This is a genomic window from Haloarcula sp. H-hyl2 (assembly GCF_056934385.1).
In genome coordinates this window covers 133,483-150,767 of record NZ_JBRIIJ010000001.1, presented here as the reverse complement: position 1 = coordinate 150,767, position 17,285 = coordinate 133,483, and the positions used below count along the sequence as shown (strand labels likewise).

Sequence of the window (17,285 nt, the reverse complement as noted above, 5' to 3'; positions counted from 1 at the left end):
CCGCAGGACGCGAGTGATGTCAGGAGAGCCACCACTAACGGAACTGTACGAGGAGACGATCCCGTCGGTCGTGTCGGTGTACGTCACGACCGTCGGCGAGCAACGGCGCGGCGGCGCTGGATCGGGGTTCGTCTACGACGAGCGCAACGTGGTCACGAACCAGCACGTGGTCGGCGACACCGACGACGTGGAACTCCGCTTTCACGACGGGGACTGGCGGACCGGAACCGTCGTCGGGACCGACCCCTACACCGACCTGGCCGTCGTCGCCGTCGAGGACCTGCCGGCGACGGCCACACCGCTGCCGGTCGCGGAGGCGAATCCGTCACCCGGCGAACGCGTGGTCGCCATCGGCAACCCGATGGGGCTGGACGGGACCATCACCGTCGGCTACGTCAGCGGGACGAACCGCTCGAACCCGACGGGGACCGGCTTCACCATCCCCGAGACGATCCAGACCGACGCGGCGGTCAACCCCGGCAACAGCGGTGGCCCGCTACTGACGCTCGACGGCACCGTCGTCGGCGTCAACCGCGCGAAGGGCGGCGACAACATCGGCTTCGCCATCGCGCCGGTCATCGTCGAGCGAGTCGTGCCGGCACTGATCGAGGAGGGCGTCTTCCGGTCTGCGTATCTGGACGTCCGAACGGTCGACGTCTCGCCGTCGGTCGCCGAGGCGAACCGCCTCGACGAGCCCACCGGGGTGCTGGTCGTCGACGTCGGACAGGGGTCGGCACCGTCCCTGCGGGGCTGTGATCGGGTCAGGCAGACCCGCGGTCGGGAGATTCCCACCGGCGGCGACGTCCTCGTCGGTATCGACGACCGCACCGTCCGCTCGACCGAGGAACTGACCAGCTACCTGCTGACCGAGACAGCGCCCGGTGACACGGTCGAACTGACCGTCCGTCGGGACGGCGGCGAGTTCACTGAGTCGCTCACGCTCGGTGAACGGCCCGACCCCGCGTCGCGGCCACGCCGGCGCGGCCACAGGCGACGTGGTCCGAAGGGAGGCGGCGACGAGGACGGCCGCCGACGGCGCGGACCCGAACGACGTGGTGACGGCCCACGGCGTGGCGGGGACAGCGGCCACGACATCCCCGTCCGCTGACTGTCGCCGGTCTCGATTCTAGCTGAGAAACACGACCAGTACACCCTTCTTTTCTCGGTCCGAACTGCGAACAATGGCACCAACGCCACCCGACGGCGACGACTGGACGGTTCCGGACGACGGGGCGGTGTGGGCGCACGACACGGCGACCGTCGACGGCGTCACGCTCCACACCGTCATCGCTGGCCCGGACGACGGCGACCTGGTCGTCCTGTTGCACGGCTTCCCGGAGTTCTGGTACAGCTGGCGCGACCAGATCGACCCGCTCGTCGACGCCGGCTACCGCCTCCTGATCCCGGACCTCAGGGGGTACAACTGCTCGGAGAAGCCGGCAGGCGTCGGTGCGTACCACATCGACGAACTCGTCGCGGACGTGGCGGGACTCGTCGACCACGCCGGTCGAGAGGCCGCCCACGTCGTCGGCCACGACTGGGGCGGGACCATCGCCTGGCAGGTCGGCGCCGACCGGCCGGACGTGGTCGACCGGCTCACGGTCCTCAACTCGCCGCACCCCTCGGCCTACGAACGGGAGCTCCGGTCGGTCGCCCAGTTCAGGAAGTCGTGGTACGTCTTCGCCGCCCAGTTGCCCTGGCTGCCCGAGTACAGCATCCGGCGGAACGACTACGCCGAACTGGAAGATATCTTCCGGGGTGAGGCGGTCAGCGACGACGCGTTCACCGACGAGGACCTCCGGTACTATCGGACCGCCATCGCCCGCGAAGGGGCGCTCACCGCCGCGTTCAACTACTACCGGGCGGCGTTCCGCCGGAGCGCGACACTCGGACTGACCCAGGGCGGCGTCGGTGACGTCGACGTCGACGTGCCGACGCTCCTGCTGTGGGGTGAACGGGACGGCGCGCTGACGACCGGGAACCTGGCGGGCCTCGACCAGTGGGTGCCCGACATCCGGGTCGAGCGGTTCCCCCAGGCGAGCCACTGGGTGCACCACGAGCGGCCAGCGAGCGTGACCGACGCTCTGCTCGACCACCTCGGCGTCGAGTCGGACCCCGTCACTCGGTGACGTCCCGGATCCACGAGCGGGCCGCCATCGCCTTCGGGAAGCCCAGCGTCGTCGTCGCGAGGACGGCGACGTGATCGAGCGCCTCGGGATCGACGTCCTCGTCGAGCGCGCGACGGGTGTGTGAGTGGACCGCGCCCTCGGACTGGGCGCCGACCGCGAGCGCGAGTTTCACGAGGCGTTTCGTCTCGCCGTCGAGCGGTCCGGCCTCCGAGCAGGCCTTCCCCAACTCGGAGTAGCGGTCCCAGACATCCGGATACGCATCGGCGAAGTCGCTGGCTGTCGACGGGAGGTCGTCCGTATCTTCGACCGGATCTGACATGACGAGCGAGTCGTCGGGCCGGAGGGTAACAGCGTTTGTGGTGGTACCACACCACACGACCAGTGGGCAGGCTTTTCCCCCGCGGCCCCATCTGGCCGGGCATGAGCGACCTGACAGCGACACTGCACACCACCGAGGGCGACATCGAGATCGAACTGTACGACGACCGCGTCCCGACCACGGTCAAGAACTTCGTCGGCCTGGCGGAGGGCGCAAACGACTACGAGGGCACCGAAGTCGGCCCGGGGACGGGCGCCTGGGAGGACCCCGAGAGCGGTGAGAAGCGCATCGACCCGCTCTATACGGAGATCGAGATCCACCGGATCATCGACGACTTCATGATCCAGATGGGCGACCCGACCGGCACCGGCCGCGGTGGCCCAGGCTACCAGTTCGACGACGAGTTCCACGACGACCTGACCCACGACGGCGCGGGCGTGGTCAGCATGGCCAACGCCGGCCCGAACACCAACGGCTCGCAATTTTTCATCACGCTGGACGCCCAGCCCCACCTCGACGGGAAACACGCCGTCTTCGGCCGTGTCACCGACGGGATGGACGTCGTCGAGGCCATCGGCAACGCCGACACCGACCGCAACGACGCCCCGAAGTCGGAGCTGCTGCTCGAATCGGTCGAGATCCACCGCTAGGCGCGGTCAGCCCCAGTCGGGACTGGAACCTTTCCGCCGGCCCGACCGCGAGAGCCGTTTTCTGAGGTAGCGCGCGACCGGGAAGAAGCGCTCGCTGAGGCGGTCCGAGACCCCGGTCTGGCTGGCGTACACGAGGACTGGCACGTCCCGTTCGGCGGCCAGGGCGACGACCTCGTCGGGCGTGCTCCCGAACAGCGCCTGGCGGAGCCAGCGGTCCCGCGACGCGCCGATGACCAGCACACCGCCGTTCTCGGCGGCCGTCTCCACCAGACCGTCCGCGACGGAGCCGGCCGTGACGTTGTGTACCTGCGTGGTCTCGACGCCCTCCAGTGCGTCCATCGTCACCCCGGAGGTCTCGTCCGACCCCCGCTCGCCCGAGGAGACGTTGATGAGGTGGAGTTCGCTTCCGTGCTGGCCCAGCGCGTTGACGAGCGGCAGCAGCGCCTTGTGGTGGGGCCCACCGCCGGCACCGATGTTGATGACGTCGAGGTCGTCCTCGTCGACGGTCTTGTCCGCGAAGAAGACGTCACACGGCGCCTCGCGCTCGACGGTCTCGGTGACCTCCCGGTGGCGTTCGGGATAGCCCATCAGGACGAGGTCGGCCTCGTCGTCGCGTGCCGTCTGGAGGATGTCGAAGGCGATGTCACGGCAGGTGTGGCCCTCGACGAGGTAGTCGACGCCGATGTCGGTATCGGCCAGTTCCTCCTGGATGCGCTCGGTCCGTGCCCGTGCCGTGTCCTGGACCGTCTCCCAGGGCGTCTGGTCGGGGATCTGTGTGACGTTGAGCACGTGGACGACCGCTTCCTTGTCCGAGACCTTCGCGAGTGCGGCCGCCAACCTGACGTACCGCAGGGTCCGGTCGGGCCGGGCGATGGGGACGAGCACGCGGAACTGCTCGCTGGCCGGGGCCTCCGTCTCCGCTTCGGAGACGATCCCGGTCGCCGGCGCTTCGCCCGGTTCGGGCGGGACGACCTCCTGGACGAGTTCCTCCTGATCGGGTGCGCCACCCCAGACGAGATACGCGACGACGAGCGCGGCCGTGAGGACCAGTCCTGTCGCGACGCCGATTCGCGGGAGGTTGTAGATGAGTCCCAGGTTCGCGAGCACGCCGACGATAGGGACGACCGGGACGCCGGGGACGCGGAACCCGCGCGTGATGTCGGGGAACTTCCGGCGCGAGAAGATCAGTGCGATGTTGACGACCGCCAACGGGAGCAGGAGGTTCAGCGTCGCGAACCCGGTCAGCGCGGTCAGTCCGAGGTTGAGATTCAGCGCCGCACCGAGTCCGCCTTCGGTGGGGAAGACGCCGATGAAGACCGCGATGAGGCCGACGATAGTCGCCGTCGCCGTCATCACGCTCCAGAACGGCGTCCCGTACTCCTGGTGGATGCGCGAGAACCGCCGGGGAGCCTGGCCCTGCCGGCCCATCAGTGAGCCGATACTGCTCGCGGCCAGGATCGACGCGTTCGACGCCGAGACCATCGAGAAGATGGCGCCGGCGACGATGAGCGACTCGCCGATACTGCCCAGGAACCCGGCAGCGACCCGCCCCATGGCCGTCTCGCCCTGTTCGGCGATGACCTCCGGCGGGATCGGCGAGTTCACCATCGCGACGATGACGAAGGCATAGAGGATCGTGACCGTCACCATGCTGGCCGCGATGGCCCGCGGGACCGTCCGCTGGGGATCGATAATCTCGCCGGCGCTGGCCGCGATGGCCGAGAACCCGAAGAAGGTGATAAAGGCGAGTGCGGAGATAGTGAGGATGCCGACGGCGTCACCGCCGAAGTTGCCGGCGAACGTCGAGACGGCGGTGCCGGGCCCCCGGAACGCGAAGGCGCCGCCGATGAACGCGAACAGGACGGCGACCTTCGCACCGGTGACGATCAACTGGAAGCCGCCGCTCTCTTCGGTCCCGCGGGCGTTGAGGGTCCCGAGCAGGAGCGCCGCCACGACACCGGTTGTCCCGTGAGGGAGGAAATGCAGCCACTCCGGAAGGACGAACTCGAAGAACCACTCGTCCATCGTCGCCAGGTAGAACGCCGTCGTCCCGGTGTAGCCCAGGAACAGCGACATCCCGATGCTGTAGGTCAGCAGATCCCGGTCCTCGAAGGTCCGCGAACAGAAGAGATACCCCCCGCCGTTCTCGGAGTACACCGACGCGAACTCCGAGTACGCGGCGGCGGTGACCCCGGCGATGAGCGCCGCGATGACGAACGCGATCACCGCACTCGACCCGATCGCGGCGACCGCCGTCCCCGACAGCGAGAAGATACCGGCCGCGATCATCGTGCCGAGGCCGATGGCGAACGCGATCTTGAAATCCAGTGTGCGGGTGTGCTCGACCATCCGTTGGAACAGCGATTGTATCAGTCCTCATGTAATTGTGTCGCTTCCGGGAACAGCGCGGGGAGCGCTTCGTGGAGGGGCTTCAGCGTGGCGCTCGTGCGCGGTCCGGGGCCACTATCGATCCCGTCTGTCCCTGTAATGCCCCGTCACATGGCCCGGTCGCTGTGAGTCTCCAAGTAAGCTCTCGGATAGCCCGGTAACACAGCCGTATCGTTGCGGTACACTCTCTATTACCAACTTCGTTCGTCCGGTTCGTCTGCACGGTGGTCCCAGCAATGACAACAGCCGAGGAGAACAAGCGTATCGTCAGCCGAATTCGCGACGAGATCGAGGAAGCGGGGAACCTCGACGTGATCGACGAGATATTTGCAGCAGACGTTGCGGTACACACGCCGATGGGAGAGTTCAGTGGTCGCGAGGCGGTCCGAGAGATGTACGAAAGCGACCGCGAGGCGTTTTCGGATTCCACGGAGACGATCCACGACTTTATCGCGGACGAGGATACCGTCGCCATCCGGATGACGGAGCGTGGTACCCACGACGGCGTGTTCATGGGGATGGAGCCGACCGGCAAGGAATACGAGATCCAGACGATGGCCTTCCTCCACATGGCGGACGGGGAGGTCGTCGAGTGGTGGATCCAGCCGGATACCTTCGGGTTCATGCAGCAACTCGGCGTCGAGCCCGAAGATCTCAGTGACGCGGTGCCGGCCGACGACGACTGAACTCCTCGCAGGCACCGAAACTGCCTGCTGACACACCCTCACTGCAGCAGGTGGACTCCACCACTCGGTGATCGGTCCAGCACACCACGCCTTGCCGGGCGAGAGACCGGGTTCGACGCGTGCGCCTGCGAGACAAACGCCTATATCCACGCGATGCCACCCACCCGGTAGTGGCACACATCGAGCGACTCACCGTCTATCCGGTGAAGGCCCTGGACGGGATGGACCGCGAGGCGAGCGAGATACTGCCCGGCGGGACGCTCGCGTTCGACCGGGAGTTCGCCCTCCACGACGCCGACGGCGAGGCCTACAACGGGAAGCGAGCCGCCGAGGTCCACGACCTGACGACGACGTTCGACCCGGCGACGCGGACCCTGACCGTCGACGCCCCTGGCGAGCGCCGCGAGTTCACGCTCGGGACCGACAACGGGCGAGCGAACGCCTCGGCGTGGTTCAGTGACTGCTTCGACATCGACCTGACTGTGGTCCGTGACGAGACCCACGGCTACGTCGACCGCCGGGAGATGGGCCCCTCGGTCATCAGCACGGCCACGCTGGAGACGGTCGCCTCGTGGTTCGAGGATGTCACCGTCGAGGGCGCGCGTCGGCGCCTCCGTGCCAATATCGAGGTCGGCGACGTCCCGGCGTTCTGGGAGGACCGCTTCGTCGGCGCCGACGCGCCCGCGTTCCGCGCGGGCGAGGTCCGTATCGAGGGCGTCACACCCTGTGGTCGCTGTGTCGTCCCCGAGCGTGATCCCGACACAGGTGACCCGACACCGGAGTTCCGCGAGCGGTTCGTCCAGCGCCGCCGCGAGACGTTCCCCGGGTGGGCCGACCGCGGCGCCTTCGACCACTTCTATACGGTGATGCTCATCGCCAGCGTCCCCGAGGCCGACCGCGGGAAGACACTCGCGGTCGGTGACGAGGTCGAAGTCCTGGACGGCGAGTAGGGCGGGAACCGACAGCGGAAAGAGCGTCGGCCGCTAACCGGCGGGCATGGCAGACGCAGACGGTCCCGTAGACCCCAGCGAGTTCGGGGAACAGGACGGTCCACCCATCGAGGAGAAGCCCTACAAGATCATCTTCGAGGCCAACAAGTGCTTCGGTGCGGGCAAGTGCGCCGAGGTCTCCGAGACGTGGTCGCTGGACCTCGATACGGGCATCGCCAAACCCGCGACGTACTTCATCGACGAGGAGGACCTCGACCACAACGTCGCGGCCGCGGAGGCCTGCCCGGCCAAGAAGGACCGCGGGGTCATCCACGTCGTCGACCGCCGGACGAACGAGGAGATCGCCCCCGACCCCAACGGCGACGGGACCCTCTCAGTCGATTGGTAATCGAAACCCGTTTTCCCGAGGGGCGTAGAGTGGGGAGTGCGCGAGGGTAGCCGAGCTTGGCCAAAGGCGGTGGGCTTAAGACCCGCTCCCGTAGGGGTCCATGGGTTCGAATCCCATCCCTCGCATTTTGCGGCGAACACATCGTGAGCCGCAAATGCAGTTGTTGGGATTCGAATCACGGAAACGCGAGCGAAGCGAGCGTTTGCATCGGGTTCGAATCCCATCCCTCGCATGAGTGCGCGGCGCGATTCCGTGCCGTGCCGAATCGTCTGGATGGATTCGAAGCACGGCAGACCGAACGCAGTGAGGTCTGGCATCGGGTTCGAATCCCATCCCTCGCATCTGCGACCTGCTCGTGAGTCGCCGCGCCGGCGTAATAGCGAGAGGCTACCTGCAGCAGGAGCGATCCGATCACCCGACGGTGTACCGGAGTTCCACGAGGCCGATATCGTATCGCGTACAGTCGAGAAGCTCCAGACGACTGTTCGGCCCGTCCGTACCGAACAGTCGAACGCCGTCACCGAGCAACACCGGGACGATGGTCAGTCGGAGTTCGTCGACCAGCCCCGCTCGGAGGAACGCCCGGGCGACGTCCGCACCGCCGACCAGCCAGAGGTGGTCGTGTCGGTCGCGGAGGCGGGAGCTCAGATCGGCCACGTCGCCGCTGACGTACTCGACCGTGTCGAGTGCGGGCGGCTCCTCGCTGTGTGTGAGGACGTAGGTCGGCCGGTCCCCGTAGGGCCAGTCCCCGAACGACCGGATCTGTTCGTAGGTCCGTGCGCCCATGACGAGCGCGTCGATCTCCGCGAAGAACGCCTCGTAGGCGTCCGTGGTGGGTGCAGAGTGGAACTCGTCGAGCCACGCCACGCTGCCGTCCGGGGCGGCCACGAACCCGTCGACGCTCGTGGCGATGTAGAGAGTCGTCGTGGGAGGATCCATGCCACCCAGAGGACAGTGGCGAGCAAGACGGTTGTGGCGAGGCCGTCGTCGACGGCAGGATACGACGTATTTTTCCTGTTCAAACGGCTATAGATGGCCAATGACCGAGGTACCAAGCGACGTGGCCGACGTCTTCGACCGTCGGGACTCGTTCGTCGCCGGCCAGAACGGCTACGCCGTCGACTCGACCCGCTTCAGCGGGTTCGTGACCGCCAGCGAGGGCGAGAAGTGGAAGACAGAGTACGAGGTGACCGTCCGTGCGCCGACGCTCCAGGCCGCGACGGCCGACGAGGTCGGCGAGGCGGTCGCCGACGGGTGGTTCGAGACGCTGGAGCGCCGCCTGGAGGACGCCCCCAAGTCCACTCGCGCGTCCGTCGACCTCGACGAGTACACCGTCGAGCGCGACAGCGAGGAGGTCGTCGTCACCTTCCGGTTCAGCCTGGGCAACGAGCACCAGGCCGCCGACGTGGCCAAGGCCTTCGTCGAGTACGTCGAGGGGACCTACGTCGAGGGGATCATCCCCGGCTACGACTACGTGGGCGTCGTCGCAGAGCTGATGGATTCGGCAAGTACGGGCGGCAGCGAGGGGACGCGCGGCGGGACGCCGCTGTAGCGGGGCGGTGCTGTCGTGGGACGGTGCTGTCGTGGGGCGGAGCGGTGGCTGGGCGGAACGGTTCCGTGGCGGGGCGGTGGCCGTTCGCGGCCGCCGTGCCGCGAAGACGGGGAAGGGCAGGCTGACCACCGAGCATACCCCGAGTGAAGCGAGGGGTTTCACCGGACGAGCGCTCGAAGAGCGCGACGTCCGGCAGTTTTTCCCACGTTTTTGCAACGGGGGGTGCCGCAGGTCCGAAGGCCCGAGGACACCCCCCGCAGTAAAAAGTGGTCTCTAGTCCATCGCGATGTACGTCTGGGTGCTCTCGACGCCGTCGATGCCCTGGATGTGGGTCGCGGCGACGTCCTTGACGGCCGCGGGGCTGTCGACCTGGACCTTCGCGATCAGGTCGACGTCACCGGCGACGATGTGGGCTTCGAGCACCCCGTCGACGGCTTCGATCTCGTCTCGCAGGCGGTCAGCGTCTCCCGTGTTCGCTTTGATCATGACGTATGCAGTAACCATCAGTCAGGCACCTCCAAGTGCGGTCGCGCGGTCGGTCTCGCCGACGACGAGGCTCCGGACGTCCGCGAGGACGTCGAAGTCCGCCAGGACGACCAGGTGGTCGCCGAGTTCGAGTGTCTCGTCGGGGTTCGGGACGGTCAGGGGGCCCTCGCCCTTGCCGTGGGCGAGCAGCCGTGATTTCGCGGGCAGTTCCAGTTCCGAGAGGGAGTAGCCACGCATGGGCGAGGACTCGGTGATCGCCAACTCGACCAGCTGGAGGTTGTGGGCGATGTCGGCGACGGCGCGAATGTTCCCGCCCAGAAGGGCGTTCTTGGCGGCGATTGCGCCCAGTCGTTCGGGGTAGATGACCTCGTCGACGTCCTGGGCGTAGCGCTTGTAGATCTCCTCGCGGTAGTCCTCGTCGATGCGCATGACGGTGCGACAGCCGTGTTCCTTGGCGACCATGCAGGCGACGAAGTTGTCGTTGAGATCGCCGGTGAGCGCGGCCAACGCGTCGGCCGCCGCCAGATCGGCCTGCCCGAGTGTGTCCTCGAGCGCGCCGTCACCGGAGATTACCTCGAACCCGGCGTTCCGGGCCCGCTCGACTGCACCCTCGTCGCGCTCGATGAGGACGACCTCGTGGTCGCTCTCACGCAGGACGCGTGCGGTGCGCAGTCCGACGCGACCGGCACCCACGATAACGAATCGCATGTGGTGTCGTATGGCACGGGGGTGGATAAAGCTAGCCCGTCGATATGCCGCCATCGAGACCCGACGACGACAGTCCGATAGCGGGTGGTCCGTGCCCGGATAGACCACGAACACGTGACACCGCAGCAAGGGTTTTATAATGTGAGATGGTACCACACCGTATGGTCGACGCGTTCATCATGCTCAAGACCGACACCGGCAAGTCCGACGACCTCCTCGCGAAGGTCCAGGAGTTGACTGGAATTTCCGAGGCACACATCGTCGCGGGACAGTACGACATCGTCGCCGAGGCCAGCGGCGAGGTGTACGACGTGATGCAGTCGGTAGCCACCCAGGTCCGTGATATCGAGGGGGTGCTGGACACGCGGACCTACATCTGTCTGGAGTAGCACGTTCCGACACGGCAAAGAGTGTCGGCGCCCTACCCGTGGTATGGTCGCCGTCGTCGATATCATCGGGCTGCTCGTCATCGTGCTGGCCAACAGCGCAGTGACCGCCCTCATGACACGGTTCTTCCGGGTCCGGCTGAACACCAGCTGGGGCAGTCTGGTCTACGCGATACTGCTCTGTCCGGTCGTCATGTTCGTCGTCGTGCTCGTCCTGAGCGGTGTCTTCAGTCTGGGTGGGAACCTCGGTAGTCGCTTCCTGGCGCTCATGGTGACGATCGGGATCCCGCTGGCACTGGGGATGACGTTCGACTACGTCTGGATGCCCGCTCCGGACGAGGTCGAACTGCCCCAGTCGATGAACTAAAACCGTTCGACCACCGCGTCGCGGACGGCCGTGTAGACCGTCTCGGGTGAGCGGGTCGCGTCGACCCGAACGAAGCGGTCTGGCTCGTCCTCGATGAGTCGTTCGTAGTTCTCGCGCACTGTCGCGAGGTAGTCGGCGGTCTCGAACTTGTTGGTCGCGCCGCTCCGCCGGGCGGCGGTCTCCGGATCGAGATCGAGATAGACGGTCAGGTCCGGGGGGCGAGTCCAGGGGGCGTGGACCTCCCGGACGTACGCCAGCGGGTCCGAGAGGTGCTCGGACTCGGCGAGTGTCGCCCCCTGGTAGGCGTACCGGGAGTCACTGTAGCGGTCGGAGACGACGAGTCGCCCCTCCGCGAGGGCCGGCCGCACGGTGTCCGCGAGATGAGCGGCGTGGTCGGCCGTGTAGAGGAACAGTTCCGCCAGCGAGTCGGCGTCGGCGTCGTCGATCGACCGCTGGACCGCGTCGCCGTACCAGCTATCCGTGGGTTCGCGGGTGAAGACGGCGTCGCCTGGAATCGCGTCGGCCGCCCGGAGCCGTTCCCAGACGGTCGTCTTGCCGCTCCCGTCGAGTCCCTCCAGCGTGACGAGCATACCGTGATGGTACAGTGGGGGCTATGTAAGCACGCCGACCGGGGCCGACCCAAACCAGTTGCGCCCTACACTTATACGGTATCCGAGAGTTGTCATATATATGGACGTACTCGTGGTCGGCGGGACCGGTTTCGTCGGACAGTATCTGTGTCGGGAACTCGATAGTCGAGGGCACGATGTCACTGCCCTGGCACGTAACCCGCGCGAGGGGTCGCTCCCGGACGGTGTGGCCCGAAAGCAGGGGGACGTCACCGACTACGACAGTATCGAGGGCGCCTTCGAGGGCCAGGACGCGGTTGTCTTCCTCGTGGCGGTGTCGCCGCTGTTCAAACCGAAGGGTGGCAACGAGATGCACGACACGGTTCACCTCGGTGGGACCGAGAACTGCGTCCGCGCGGCCGAGGAACACGGTGTGGACCGGTACATGCAGATGAGTGCCCTCGGTGCGGACCCGAACGGCGACACCCACTACATCCGGGCGAAAGGGAAAGCCGAGAAAGTCGTCGAGGACTCGGACCTCGACTGGACGATCATCCGTCCGTCTATCGTCTTCGGCGACGGCGGCGAGTTCGTCAGCTTCACGAAACAGCTGAAGGGGATGTTCGCACCCGGCCTCCCGCTGTATCCGCTCCCCGCCGGCGGTGATACGATGCGATTCCAACCCATCTGGGTCGAGGAGTTCGCCCCCGTGCTGGCCGACGTCCTCGAAGAAGACGGCCACGCCGGCCAGACCTACGAGATCGGTGGACCGGAAGTCCTGACGCTCCGGGAAGTTACCAACACGGTCTACGACGCCGAGGGCAGGTCGATCACTATCGTCCCGCTGCCGATGCCGATGGCGAAGATCGGACTCACTGTTCTTGGGAATCTCGGGTTCAAGATGGGTGAGGATCAGTACGAGTCGCTGGACTTCGACAACGTGCCCTCGGAGAACGACCTGCCGGCCCTGGGATACGATCCGAGCGAACTGCGAACGCTCGGGGACTATCTGCGCGGTGCGTAGGCTCCGCGTACCCGTCTAGAGCTCGCAGATCGTCTTTTTACGAACGTCTCTGCCGCTGTGAAATATCGGGCTACTCGCCAGTCAATACCACACATCCCCGATACGACGGTGTATAGAGCTCATATTGCCACATCTACTCCATCATGTATTTCAACAAGGGTTTCATCGGTGAGATTTGGGGAAAAAACTTATACGCGCGATACCGCATACCACTTTTAAGCGGAGTACCATATAATGAAACTCGCCATGATCGGCTTCGGGCAGGCCGGCGGCAAGATCGTCGACAAATTCCTCGAGTACGACCACAAGACGGGGTCAGGGATCGTACGGTCGGCGGTCGCGGTCAACACTGCCAAGGCCGACTTGCTCGGACTCGAGCGCATTCCGCAGGAAAACAGGGTCCTCATCGGGCAAGCGCGCGTGAAGGGCCACGGGGTCGGCGCGGACAACGAACTCGGCGCGGAGATCGCCGAGGAAGACATCGACGAGATCCAGGGAGCCATCGACAACATCCCGGTCCACGAGGTCGACGCGTTCCTGATCGTCGCCGGGCTGGGCGGCGGGACCGGGTCGGGCGGCTCCCCGGTGCTGGCGAAACACCTGAAACGGATCTACACCGAACCGGTCTACGGGCTCGGCGTCCTGCCAGGTAGTGACGAGGGGGGTATCTACACCCTCAACGCCGCCCGGTCGTTCCAGACGTTCGTCCGGGAGGTCGACAACCTGCTCGTCTTCGACAACGACGCCTGGCGCCAGACGGGCGAGTCCGTCGAGGGCGGCTACGACCACATCAACGACGAGATCGTCCGGCGCTTCGGCGTGCTGTTCGGGGCCGGCGAGGTTGAGGCAGGTGACAACGTCGCCGAGAGCGTCGTCGACTCCTCGGAGATCATCAACACGCTCGACGGCGGCGGCGTCTCCACGGTCGGCTACGCCGCCGAGGACGTCGAACTCTCCGGGGGCGGCGGGCTCCTCTCGCGGTTCAAGGGCGGCGACGATGGGATGGACGACGGACTGGACACGGCCAACACGACCAACCGTATCACCTCGCTCGTCCGGAAGGCCGCGCTGGGACGGCTCACACTGCCCTGCGAGATCGACGGCGCCGAGCGGGCGCTGCTGGTCATCGCCGGCCCGCCCGAACATCTCAACCGGAAAGGGATCGAGCGCGGGCGCAAGTGGCTCGAGGAGCAGACCGGTTCGATGGAGGTCCGTGGCGGCGACTACCCGACCGAGACGCCGAAAGTAGCGGCGTCGATCCTGCTCTCGGGAGTCCACAACGTCCCGCGGATCAAGGAGCTCCAGCAGGTCGCGATCGAGGCACAGGACAATATCGACGAGATTCGGCAGCAAAGCGAAGACAACCTTACTGATCTAGTTGAAGACGATGAAGATGAACTCGACCCGTTGTTCTAGGGGTATCGCTGCAGTGCTGGGAATCGTTTGCTTGCTCGCGGTCGCGGGCCCGGTCAGTGCCTTCACCGTCTCGACGGAGGGGGTGCCCGGCGAAGCGGCCGTCGGTGAACAGGTCTCGGTGACCTACACCATCGACGACCCGTTCACGGACGCCCCCGACGAGTGGACGCTTGCGGGTGAGACCGAACTCACGAACGTCAGCTGGACCATCACGGTCCTGCGGGCCGGCAACCCAGTCGAGGACGGCGAGACCACCGCGGGCGGCCAGAACTTCTCACGGGACCTCGCCATCGACAACAACGGCGATCAGGTCCGCGTCGAACTCGTCGGGACCGTCCCGGAGATAGCGAACTACACCTATCAGCCCGAGGAGGAGTTCCTGGTCGCCTCGCTCAGCCAGACGACGGGCGACAACACCCAGGAGTTCCAGAACGACACGGCCCATCACTACACCGAGGACAGCAAAGCCGCCCGTGAGGCGATCGCCAGCGCACAGAGTGCCGTCGAGAACGCGCCGGGCGACAACAGCGACGCACAGGCCGACGTCGACCGCGCGATCTCCGCCTACGAGGGTGAGAACTTCGAGAACGCCATCTCGCTGGCCGAAGACGCCGAGAACCAGGCACAACAGGCCGAACAGAGCCAGCAGACCACCCAGACGCTGCTGATGGTCGGCGGTGCGCTCGTCGTCCTGCTCCTGCTCGGCGGCGGGGTCTACCTCTGGAGTCAGCAGGGCGACGACTACAGCAAACTGTAGATGCGCGTCGTCGTCCCCGTCTCGGGGTCGGCCCCGAAGACGCGGCTCGCGGACGTTCTCGACGCCGACGAGCGACTGTCGTTCACCGAGGCGATGCTCGGTGACGTCCTCGACGCCCTCTCCGCAGCCGGTCACGACCCCGAAGTTGTCGCGACCGCGCCGGTCGACTGTGCAGCCCCGGTGACCCTCGACGAGCGCCCGCTGGACCCGCTGGTCAACGACCTGCTCGACGAGACTGGCGGGACACTCGCTGTCGTGATGGCCGACCTCCCACTGTTGACCGCCGATACCGTCGAATCGCTGTTCGCGCCCGACGCCGACGTGGTGCTCGCACCGGGACTGGGAGGTGGAACCAACGCGTTCGTCTGCCGGCACCCGGCGTTCCGGGTGGACTACCACGGCGCATCCATCAGCGATCATCGCCGGATCGCCCGCGAGATCGGTGCCGACCTCGCCGAGGTCGACTCCCGTCGGCTGGCGACCGACGTCGACGAACCCGACGATCTGGCGGAGGTGCTGCTCCACAGCGACGGCCGCGCGGCCGACTGGCTGGCCGACGCCGGCTTCGAGATGGCCGTCACGGATGGTCGGGTGGGCGTCAGTCGCAGTGTCTAGCTACGCGATTCCGAACGTGAACAGCCAGAGCACACAGCTGATAAGGAAAACACGACCACGTCACCCGGAACTGAACCCTTTTGAACGCGGAGCGCCGACCCTCGGACGTGATCCCCGGCGCCGACGCATATGACGTCGACATCGCGTTCGACTCCGACGACGTCGAGCGCCTGCTGTCGGTGACGCCCGCCGACGTCGACGCCGCGCCGTCGCTGTCGTACTGCCGGAACGTCTTCGTGCCGCTGACGACGGCCTGCCGGTACACCTGCACCTACTGCACCTACTACGACCCGCCGGGGCAGGCCGACCTCATGTCCCCCGGAGAGATCCGCGAGACCTGCCGCCGGGGCGCCGACGCCGGCTGTACGGAGGCGCTGTTCACGTTCGGCGACGACCCGGACGACCGCTACACCGCGGTGTACGACCAGCTCGCCGAGTGGGGCCACGAGACCATCCACGAGTACCTGCGGGAAGCCTGCGAGATCGCGCTGGCGGAGGGACTGCTCCCCCACGCCAACCCTGGCGACCAGACCCGCGAACAGATGGCGACCGTCGCCGACCTGAACGCCTCGATGGGCGTGATGCTGGAGACGACCGCAGACGTCCAGGCCCACGGCGGCCCGCGGGCCAAGAACCCCGGCCAGCGCCTGGCGACGATCCAGACCGCCGGCGAACTCGGCGTCCCGTTCACGACCGGCATCCTCGTCGGTATCGGCGAGGACTGGCGCGACCGCGCCGAGAGCCTGCTGGCGATCCGCGACCTGGACGACCGCTACGGCCACGTTCAGGAGGTCATCGTCCAGCCGGTCGCCGAGAACGAGCGCTGGCAGGACGGCTCGCCCGGCCTGCCGACGCTGCGCCGCGTGACCGCGATGGCACGGGCGGCGCTTCCCGAGAGCATCTCCGTGCAGGTCCCGCCGAACCTCGCGCCGGCTCGGGACCTCGTGGACTGTGGTATCGACGATCTGGGGGGCGTCTCGCCGGTGACCGTCGACCACATCAACCCCGAGTACGAGTGGCCGGCACTGTCGGAACTACAGGCGGTCGCCGACCACGCGGGTGTTCCCCTCTCGGAGCGACTGCCGGTCTACGACCGCTACGCTACCGACGAGTGGCTCTCCGAGCGGATACAGACGGCGCTGGACCGCGTGGACGCCCACGGCGAGCGGTTCCGCGCCGTCCTCGAACGCGGCGAGAACCCGGCCGGTCGCGTCTGATCGGGACTCAGGGACCGGTGAACTGCGAGAAGATCCGCTGTTCGATCTTCCGGAGGTGTTCGCCGACCGTGCTGGGAGCGGCGTCGACGACCGCGGCGACCTCCTCGTGTGTCGCGCGCCGCGGGTTCTCGTAGTAGCCGTGCTCGACGGCGGCCTCCAGTATCTCCTGCTGGCGAGCGGTCAGACAGGCGAAGAGGTCGTCCAGCGACGGGGGTCGCTCGCCGGTCTCGACGACCTCGACCTCGTAGACGTCGGGCGCCGCCGGGATGGCGTCCGCGAACCCCTCGCCGTCGCCGACGAAGGTCAGCAGCATCGCGCCGTCCTCGTCAGCCGGGACCGGCATCTCCAGCATCACCGGCGACTGCCGGAGCTGTTCGATCATCGACCGGGTCGTCTCGGTGGGTTCGAAGTGCAGATAGGCGTACCAGCGGCCCTCGGCTCCCGTCACAGCGTACTCGATGACGTAGTCGCTCCCGTCGAGGATTGCCTCGTAGGCGTCCCGGTCGCCGCGTGACTCACCGAGCATGATACCGGTCCCGTCGGCGAGCAGTTCGACGCGGTGGATGGCCTCGCGGGTGATCGACGGCTCGTCGGCCAGCGCCTGGCCGATCGGGTGGAACGCCTCGCCCTCGGCCGGCGTGACCCGGACCGTCACGTAGCGCATGGTCGACCGTTCGG

General features: G+C 66.8%; 21 protein-coding genes and 1 tRNA gene. 15 read left to right on the top strand and 7 right to left on the bottom strand.

The genetic code is table 11. The features are described from left to right. Positions 1 to 16 precede the first annotated feature (16 nt). Both Hhyl2_RS00830 and Hhyl2_RS00825 read left to right on the top strand, forming a co-directional pair. Positions 17 to 1,108: a S1C family serine protease gene (locus tag Hhyl2_RS00830; protein WP_483548812.1), complete on the top strand. Its 1,092-nt coding sequence runs from the start codon at positions 17 to 19 to the stop codon at positions 1,106 to 1,108. 73 nt (positions 1,109 to 1,181) lie between these two features. Further along, the gene (locus Hhyl2_RS00825; protein ID WP_483548811.1) at positions 1,182 to 2,129 is read left to right on the top strand and encodes an alpha/beta fold hydrolase; all 948 of its coding nucleotides are present in this window, start codon (positions 1,182 to 1,184) and stop codon (positions 2,127 to 2,129) included. Here Hhyl2_RS00825 and Hhyl2_RS00820 read toward each other — a convergent pair. Beyond that, a complete protein-coding gene (locus Hhyl2_RS00820) occupies positions 2,119 to 2,448 on the bottom strand; it encodes a carboxymuconolactone decarboxylase family protein (protein WP_483548810.1) in 330 nt (109 codons plus the stop codon). The two genes, Hhyl2_RS00825 and Hhyl2_RS00820, sit on opposite strands and share 11 nt — an antisense overlap. A gap of 101 nt (positions 2,449 to 2,549) precedes the next feature. Between Hhyl2_RS00820 and Hhyl2_RS00815 the strand changes: the two genes are divergently transcribed. Then, positions 2,550 to 3,098: a peptidylprolyl isomerase gene (locus Hhyl2_RS00815; protein WP_483548809.1), complete on the top strand. Its 549-nt coding sequence runs from the start codon at positions 2,550 to 2,552 to the stop codon at positions 3,096 to 3,098. A gap of 6 nt (positions 3,099 to 3,104) precedes the next feature. On the opposite strand, the gene Hhyl2_RS00810 is transcribed toward Hhyl2_RS00815, so the two are convergent. After that, on the bottom strand, positions 3,105 to 5,447 hold the full coding sequence (locus tag Hhyl2_RS00810) for an amino acid permease (RefSeq protein ID WP_483548808.1): 2,343 nt from the start codon (positions 5,445 to 5,447) through the stop codon (positions 3,105 to 3,107). A gap of 275 nt (positions 5,448 to 5,722) precedes the next feature. Between Hhyl2_RS00810 and Hhyl2_RS00805 the strand changes: the two genes are divergently transcribed. The 4 genes from Hhyl2_RS00805 (at position 5,723) to Hhyl2_RS00790 (ending at position 7,635) form a co-directional block, all read left to right on the top strand. Next, positions 5,723 to 6,172, top strand: coding sequence for an ester cyclase (locus Hhyl2_RS00805; RefSeq protein ID WP_483548807.1), 450 nt, complete (start codon positions 5,723 to 5,725; stop codon positions 6,170 to 6,172). A gap of 170 nt (positions 6,173 to 6,342) precedes the next feature. Next, entirely contained in the window at positions 6,343 to 7,122 is a 780-nt protein-coding gene (locus tag Hhyl2_RS00800) for an MOSC domain-containing protein (protein WP_483548806.1), read from the top strand. A gap of 46 nt (positions 7,123 to 7,168) precedes the next feature. Beyond that, positions 7,169 to 7,510 (top strand): ferredoxin, encoded by a 342-nt coding sequence (locus Hhyl2_RS00795; protein WP_483548805.1) that lies wholly within the window; start codon positions 7,169 to 7,171, stop codon positions 7,508 to 7,510. Positions 7,511 to 7,550: 40 nt separating this feature from the next. Further along, positions 7,551 to 7,635: transfer RNA gene (locus tag Hhyl2_RS00790), tRNA-Leu, on the top strand. A 286-nt stretch (positions 7,636 to 7,921) separates the two neighbouring features. On the opposite strand, the gene Hhyl2_RS00785 is transcribed toward Hhyl2_RS00790, so the two are convergent. Further along, positions 7,922 to 8,449, bottom strand: coding sequence for a dihydrofolate reductase family protein (locus Hhyl2_RS00785; RefSeq protein WP_483548804.1), 528 nt, complete (start codon positions 8,447 to 8,449; stop codon positions 7,922 to 7,924). A 100-nt stretch (positions 8,450 to 8,549) separates the two neighbouring features. On the opposite strand from Hhyl2_RS00785, the gene Hhyl2_RS00780 reads away from it, so the two are divergent. Beyond that, positions 8,550 to 9,062 carry a DUF5813 family protein gene (locus Hhyl2_RS00780; protein ID WP_483548803.1) on the top strand — a complete coding sequence of 171 codons (513 nt, stop codon included), beginning with the start codon at positions 8,550 to 8,552 and terminating at the stop codon, positions 9,060 to 9,062. 273 nt (positions 9,063 to 9,335) lie between these two features. On the opposite strand, the gene Hhyl2_RS00775 is transcribed toward Hhyl2_RS00780, so the two are convergent. Both Hhyl2_RS00775 and Hhyl2_RS00770 read right to left on the bottom strand, forming a co-directional pair. Continuing rightward, on the bottom strand, positions 9,336 to 9,566 hold the full coding sequence (locus Hhyl2_RS00775) for an Lrp/AsnC family transcriptional regulator (protein ID WP_483548802.1): 231 nt from the start codon (positions 9,564 to 9,566) through the stop codon (positions 9,336 to 9,338). Between the two features lie 3 nt (positions 9,567 to 9,569). After that, complete coding sequence (locus Hhyl2_RS00770; RefSeq protein ID WP_483548801.1) at positions 9,570 to 10,256, bottom strand: potassium channel family protein; 687 nt, start codon at positions 10,254 to 10,256, stop codon at positions 9,570 to 9,572. A 161-nt stretch (positions 10,257 to 10,417) separates the two neighbouring features. Between Hhyl2_RS00770 and Hhyl2_RS00765 the strand changes: the two genes are divergently transcribed. Together Hhyl2_RS00765 and Hhyl2_RS00760 are read left to right on the top strand one after the other, a co-directional pair. Further along, entirely contained in the window at positions 10,418 to 10,645 is a 228-nt protein-coding gene (locus tag Hhyl2_RS00765) for an Lrp/AsnC ligand binding domain-containing protein (RefSeq protein WP_483548800.1), read from the top strand. Positions 10,646 to 10,688: 43 nt separating this feature from the next. Next, positions 10,689 to 11,009 carry a DUF7991 family protein gene (locus tag Hhyl2_RS00760; RefSeq protein ID WP_483548799.1) on the top strand — a complete coding sequence of 107 codons (321 nt, stop codon included), beginning with the start codon at positions 10,689 to 10,691 and terminating at the stop codon, positions 11,007 to 11,009. Here the strand turns inward: Hhyl2_RS00760 and tmk are convergent. Next, positions 11,006 to 11,599 carry a dTMP kinase gene (gene tmk, locus Hhyl2_RS00755; protein ID WP_483548798.1) on the bottom strand — a complete coding sequence of 198 codons (594 nt, stop codon included), beginning with the start codon at positions 11,597 to 11,599 and terminating at the stop codon, positions 11,006 to 11,008. The genes Hhyl2_RS00760 and tmk overlap by 4 nt on opposite strands. 100 nt (positions 11,600 to 11,699) lie before the next feature. Here tmk and Hhyl2_RS00750 point away from each other — a divergent pair, with 100 nt between their 5' ends. The 5 genes from Hhyl2_RS00750 (at position 11,700) to cofG (ending at position 16,607) form a co-directional block, all read left to right on the top strand. Next, the gene (locus tag Hhyl2_RS00750) at positions 11,700 to 12,602 is read left to right on the top strand and encodes a complex I NDUFA9 subunit family protein (protein ID WP_483548797.1); all 903 of its coding nucleotides are present in this window, start codon (positions 11,700 to 11,702) and stop codon (positions 12,600 to 12,602) included. Between the two features lie 234 nt (positions 12,603 to 12,836). Continuing rightward, the gene (locus Hhyl2_RS00745; protein WP_483548796.1) at positions 12,837 to 14,018 is read left to right on the top strand and encodes a tubulin/FtsZ family protein; all 1,182 of its coding nucleotides are present in this window, start codon (positions 12,837 to 12,839) and stop codon (positions 14,016 to 14,018) included. Continuing rightward, on the top strand, positions 13,996 to 14,775 hold the full coding sequence (locus Hhyl2_RS00740; RefSeq protein ID WP_483548795.1) for a hypothetical protein: 780 nt from the start codon (positions 13,996 to 13,998) through the stop codon (positions 14,773 to 14,775). Before Hhyl2_RS00745 ends, Hhyl2_RS00740 begins: the two co-directional genes overlap by 23 nt. Further along, positions 14,776 to 15,390, top strand: a complete 615-nt coding sequence (cofC, locus tag Hhyl2_RS00735; RefSeq protein ID WP_483548794.1) for a 2-phospho-L-lactate guanylyltransferase — start codon at positions 14,776 to 14,778, stop codon at positions 15,388 to 15,390. 107 nt (positions 15,391 to 15,497) lie between these two features. Then, positions 15,498 to 16,607, top strand: coding sequence for a 7,8-didemethyl-8-hydroxy-5-deazariboflavin synthase subunit CofG (cofG, locus tag Hhyl2_RS00730; RefSeq protein WP_483548793.1), 1,110 nt, complete (start codon positions 15,498 to 15,500; stop codon positions 16,605 to 16,607). A 7-nt stretch (positions 16,608 to 16,614) separates the two neighbouring features. Here the strand turns inward: cofG and Hhyl2_RS00725 are convergent, their stop codons facing one another. Then, positions 16,615 to 17,271 carry a helix-turn-helix domain-containing protein gene (locus Hhyl2_RS00725; protein WP_483548792.1) on the bottom strand — a complete coding sequence of 219 codons (657 nt, stop codon included), beginning with the start codon at positions 17,269 to 17,271 and terminating at the stop codon, positions 16,615 to 16,617. Positions 17,272 to 17,285 lie beyond the last annotated feature (14 nt).

Bases quoted from the DNA above. Each gene is read 5' to 3' on its own strand.
- Hhyl2_RS00830 (WP_483548812.1), top strand. From the start codon at position 17: ATGTCAGGAGAGCCACCACTAACGGAACTGTACGAGGAGACGATCCCG.
- Hhyl2_RS00825 (WP_483548811.1), top strand. From the start codon at position 1,182: ATGGCACCAACGCCACCCGACGGCGACGACTGGACGGTTCCGGACGAC.
- Hhyl2_RS00820 (WP_483548810.1), bottom strand. From the start codon at position 2,448: ATGTCAGATCCGGTCGAAGATACGGACGACCTCCCGTCGACAGCCAGC.
- Hhyl2_RS00815 (WP_483548809.1), top strand. From the start codon at position 2,550: ATGAGCGACCTGACAGCGACACTGCACACCACCGAGGGCGACATCGAG.
- Hhyl2_RS00810 (WP_483548808.1), bottom strand. From the start codon at position 5,447: ATGGTCGAGCACACCCGCACACTGGATTTCAAGATCGCGTTCGCCATC.
- Hhyl2_RS00805 (WP_483548807.1), top strand. From the start codon at position 5,723: ATGACAACAGCCGAGGAGAACAAGCGTATCGTCAGCCGAATTCGCGAC.
- Hhyl2_RS00795 (WP_483548805.1), top strand. From the start codon at position 7,169: ATGGCAGACGCAGACGGTCCCGTAGACCCCAGCGAGTTCGGGGAACAG.
- Hhyl2_RS00785 (WP_483548804.1), bottom strand. From the start codon at position 8,449: ATGGATCCTCCCACGACGACTCTCTACATCGCCACGAGCGTCGACGGG.
- Hhyl2_RS00780 (WP_483548803.1), top strand. From the start codon at position 8,550: ATGACCGAGGTACCAAGCGACGTGGCCGACGTCTTCGACCGTCGGGAC.
- Hhyl2_RS00775 (WP_483548802.1), bottom strand. From the start codon at position 9,566: ATGGTTACTGCATACGTCATGATCAAAGCGAACACGGGAGACGCTGAC.
- Hhyl2_RS00770 (WP_483548801.1), bottom strand. From the start codon at position 10,256: ATGCGATTCGTTATCGTGGGTGCCGGTCGCGTCGGACTGCGCACCGCA.
- Hhyl2_RS00765 (WP_483548800.1), top strand. From the start codon at position 10,418: ATGGTCGACGCGTTCATCATGCTCAAGACCGACACCGGCAAGTCCGAC.
- Hhyl2_RS00760 (WP_483548799.1), top strand. From the start codon at position 10,689: ATGGTCGCCGTCGTCGATATCATCGGGCTGCTCGTCATCGTGCTGGCC.
- tmk (WP_483548798.1), bottom strand. From the start codon at position 11,599: ATGCTCGTCACGCTGGAGGGACTCGACGGGAGCGGCAAGACGACCGTC.
- Hhyl2_RS00750 (WP_483548797.1), top strand. From the start codon at position 11,700: ATGGACGTACTCGTGGTCGGCGGGACCGGTTTCGTCGGACAGTATCTG.
- Hhyl2_RS00745 (WP_483548796.1), top strand. From the start codon at position 12,837: ATGAAACTCGCCATGATCGGCTTCGGGCAGGCCGGCGGCAAGATCGTC.
- Hhyl2_RS00740 (WP_483548795.1), top strand. From the start codon at position 13,996: ATGAACTCGACCCGTTGTTCTAGGGGTATCGCTGCAGTGCTGGGAATC.
- cofC (WP_483548794.1), top strand. From the start codon at position 14,776: ATGCGCGTCGTCGTCCCCGTCTCGGGGTCGGCCCCGAAGACGCGGCTC.
- Hhyl2_RS00725 (WP_483548792.1), bottom strand. From the start codon at position 17,271: ATGCGCTACGTGACGGTCCGGGTCACGCCGGCCGAGGGCGAGGCGTTC.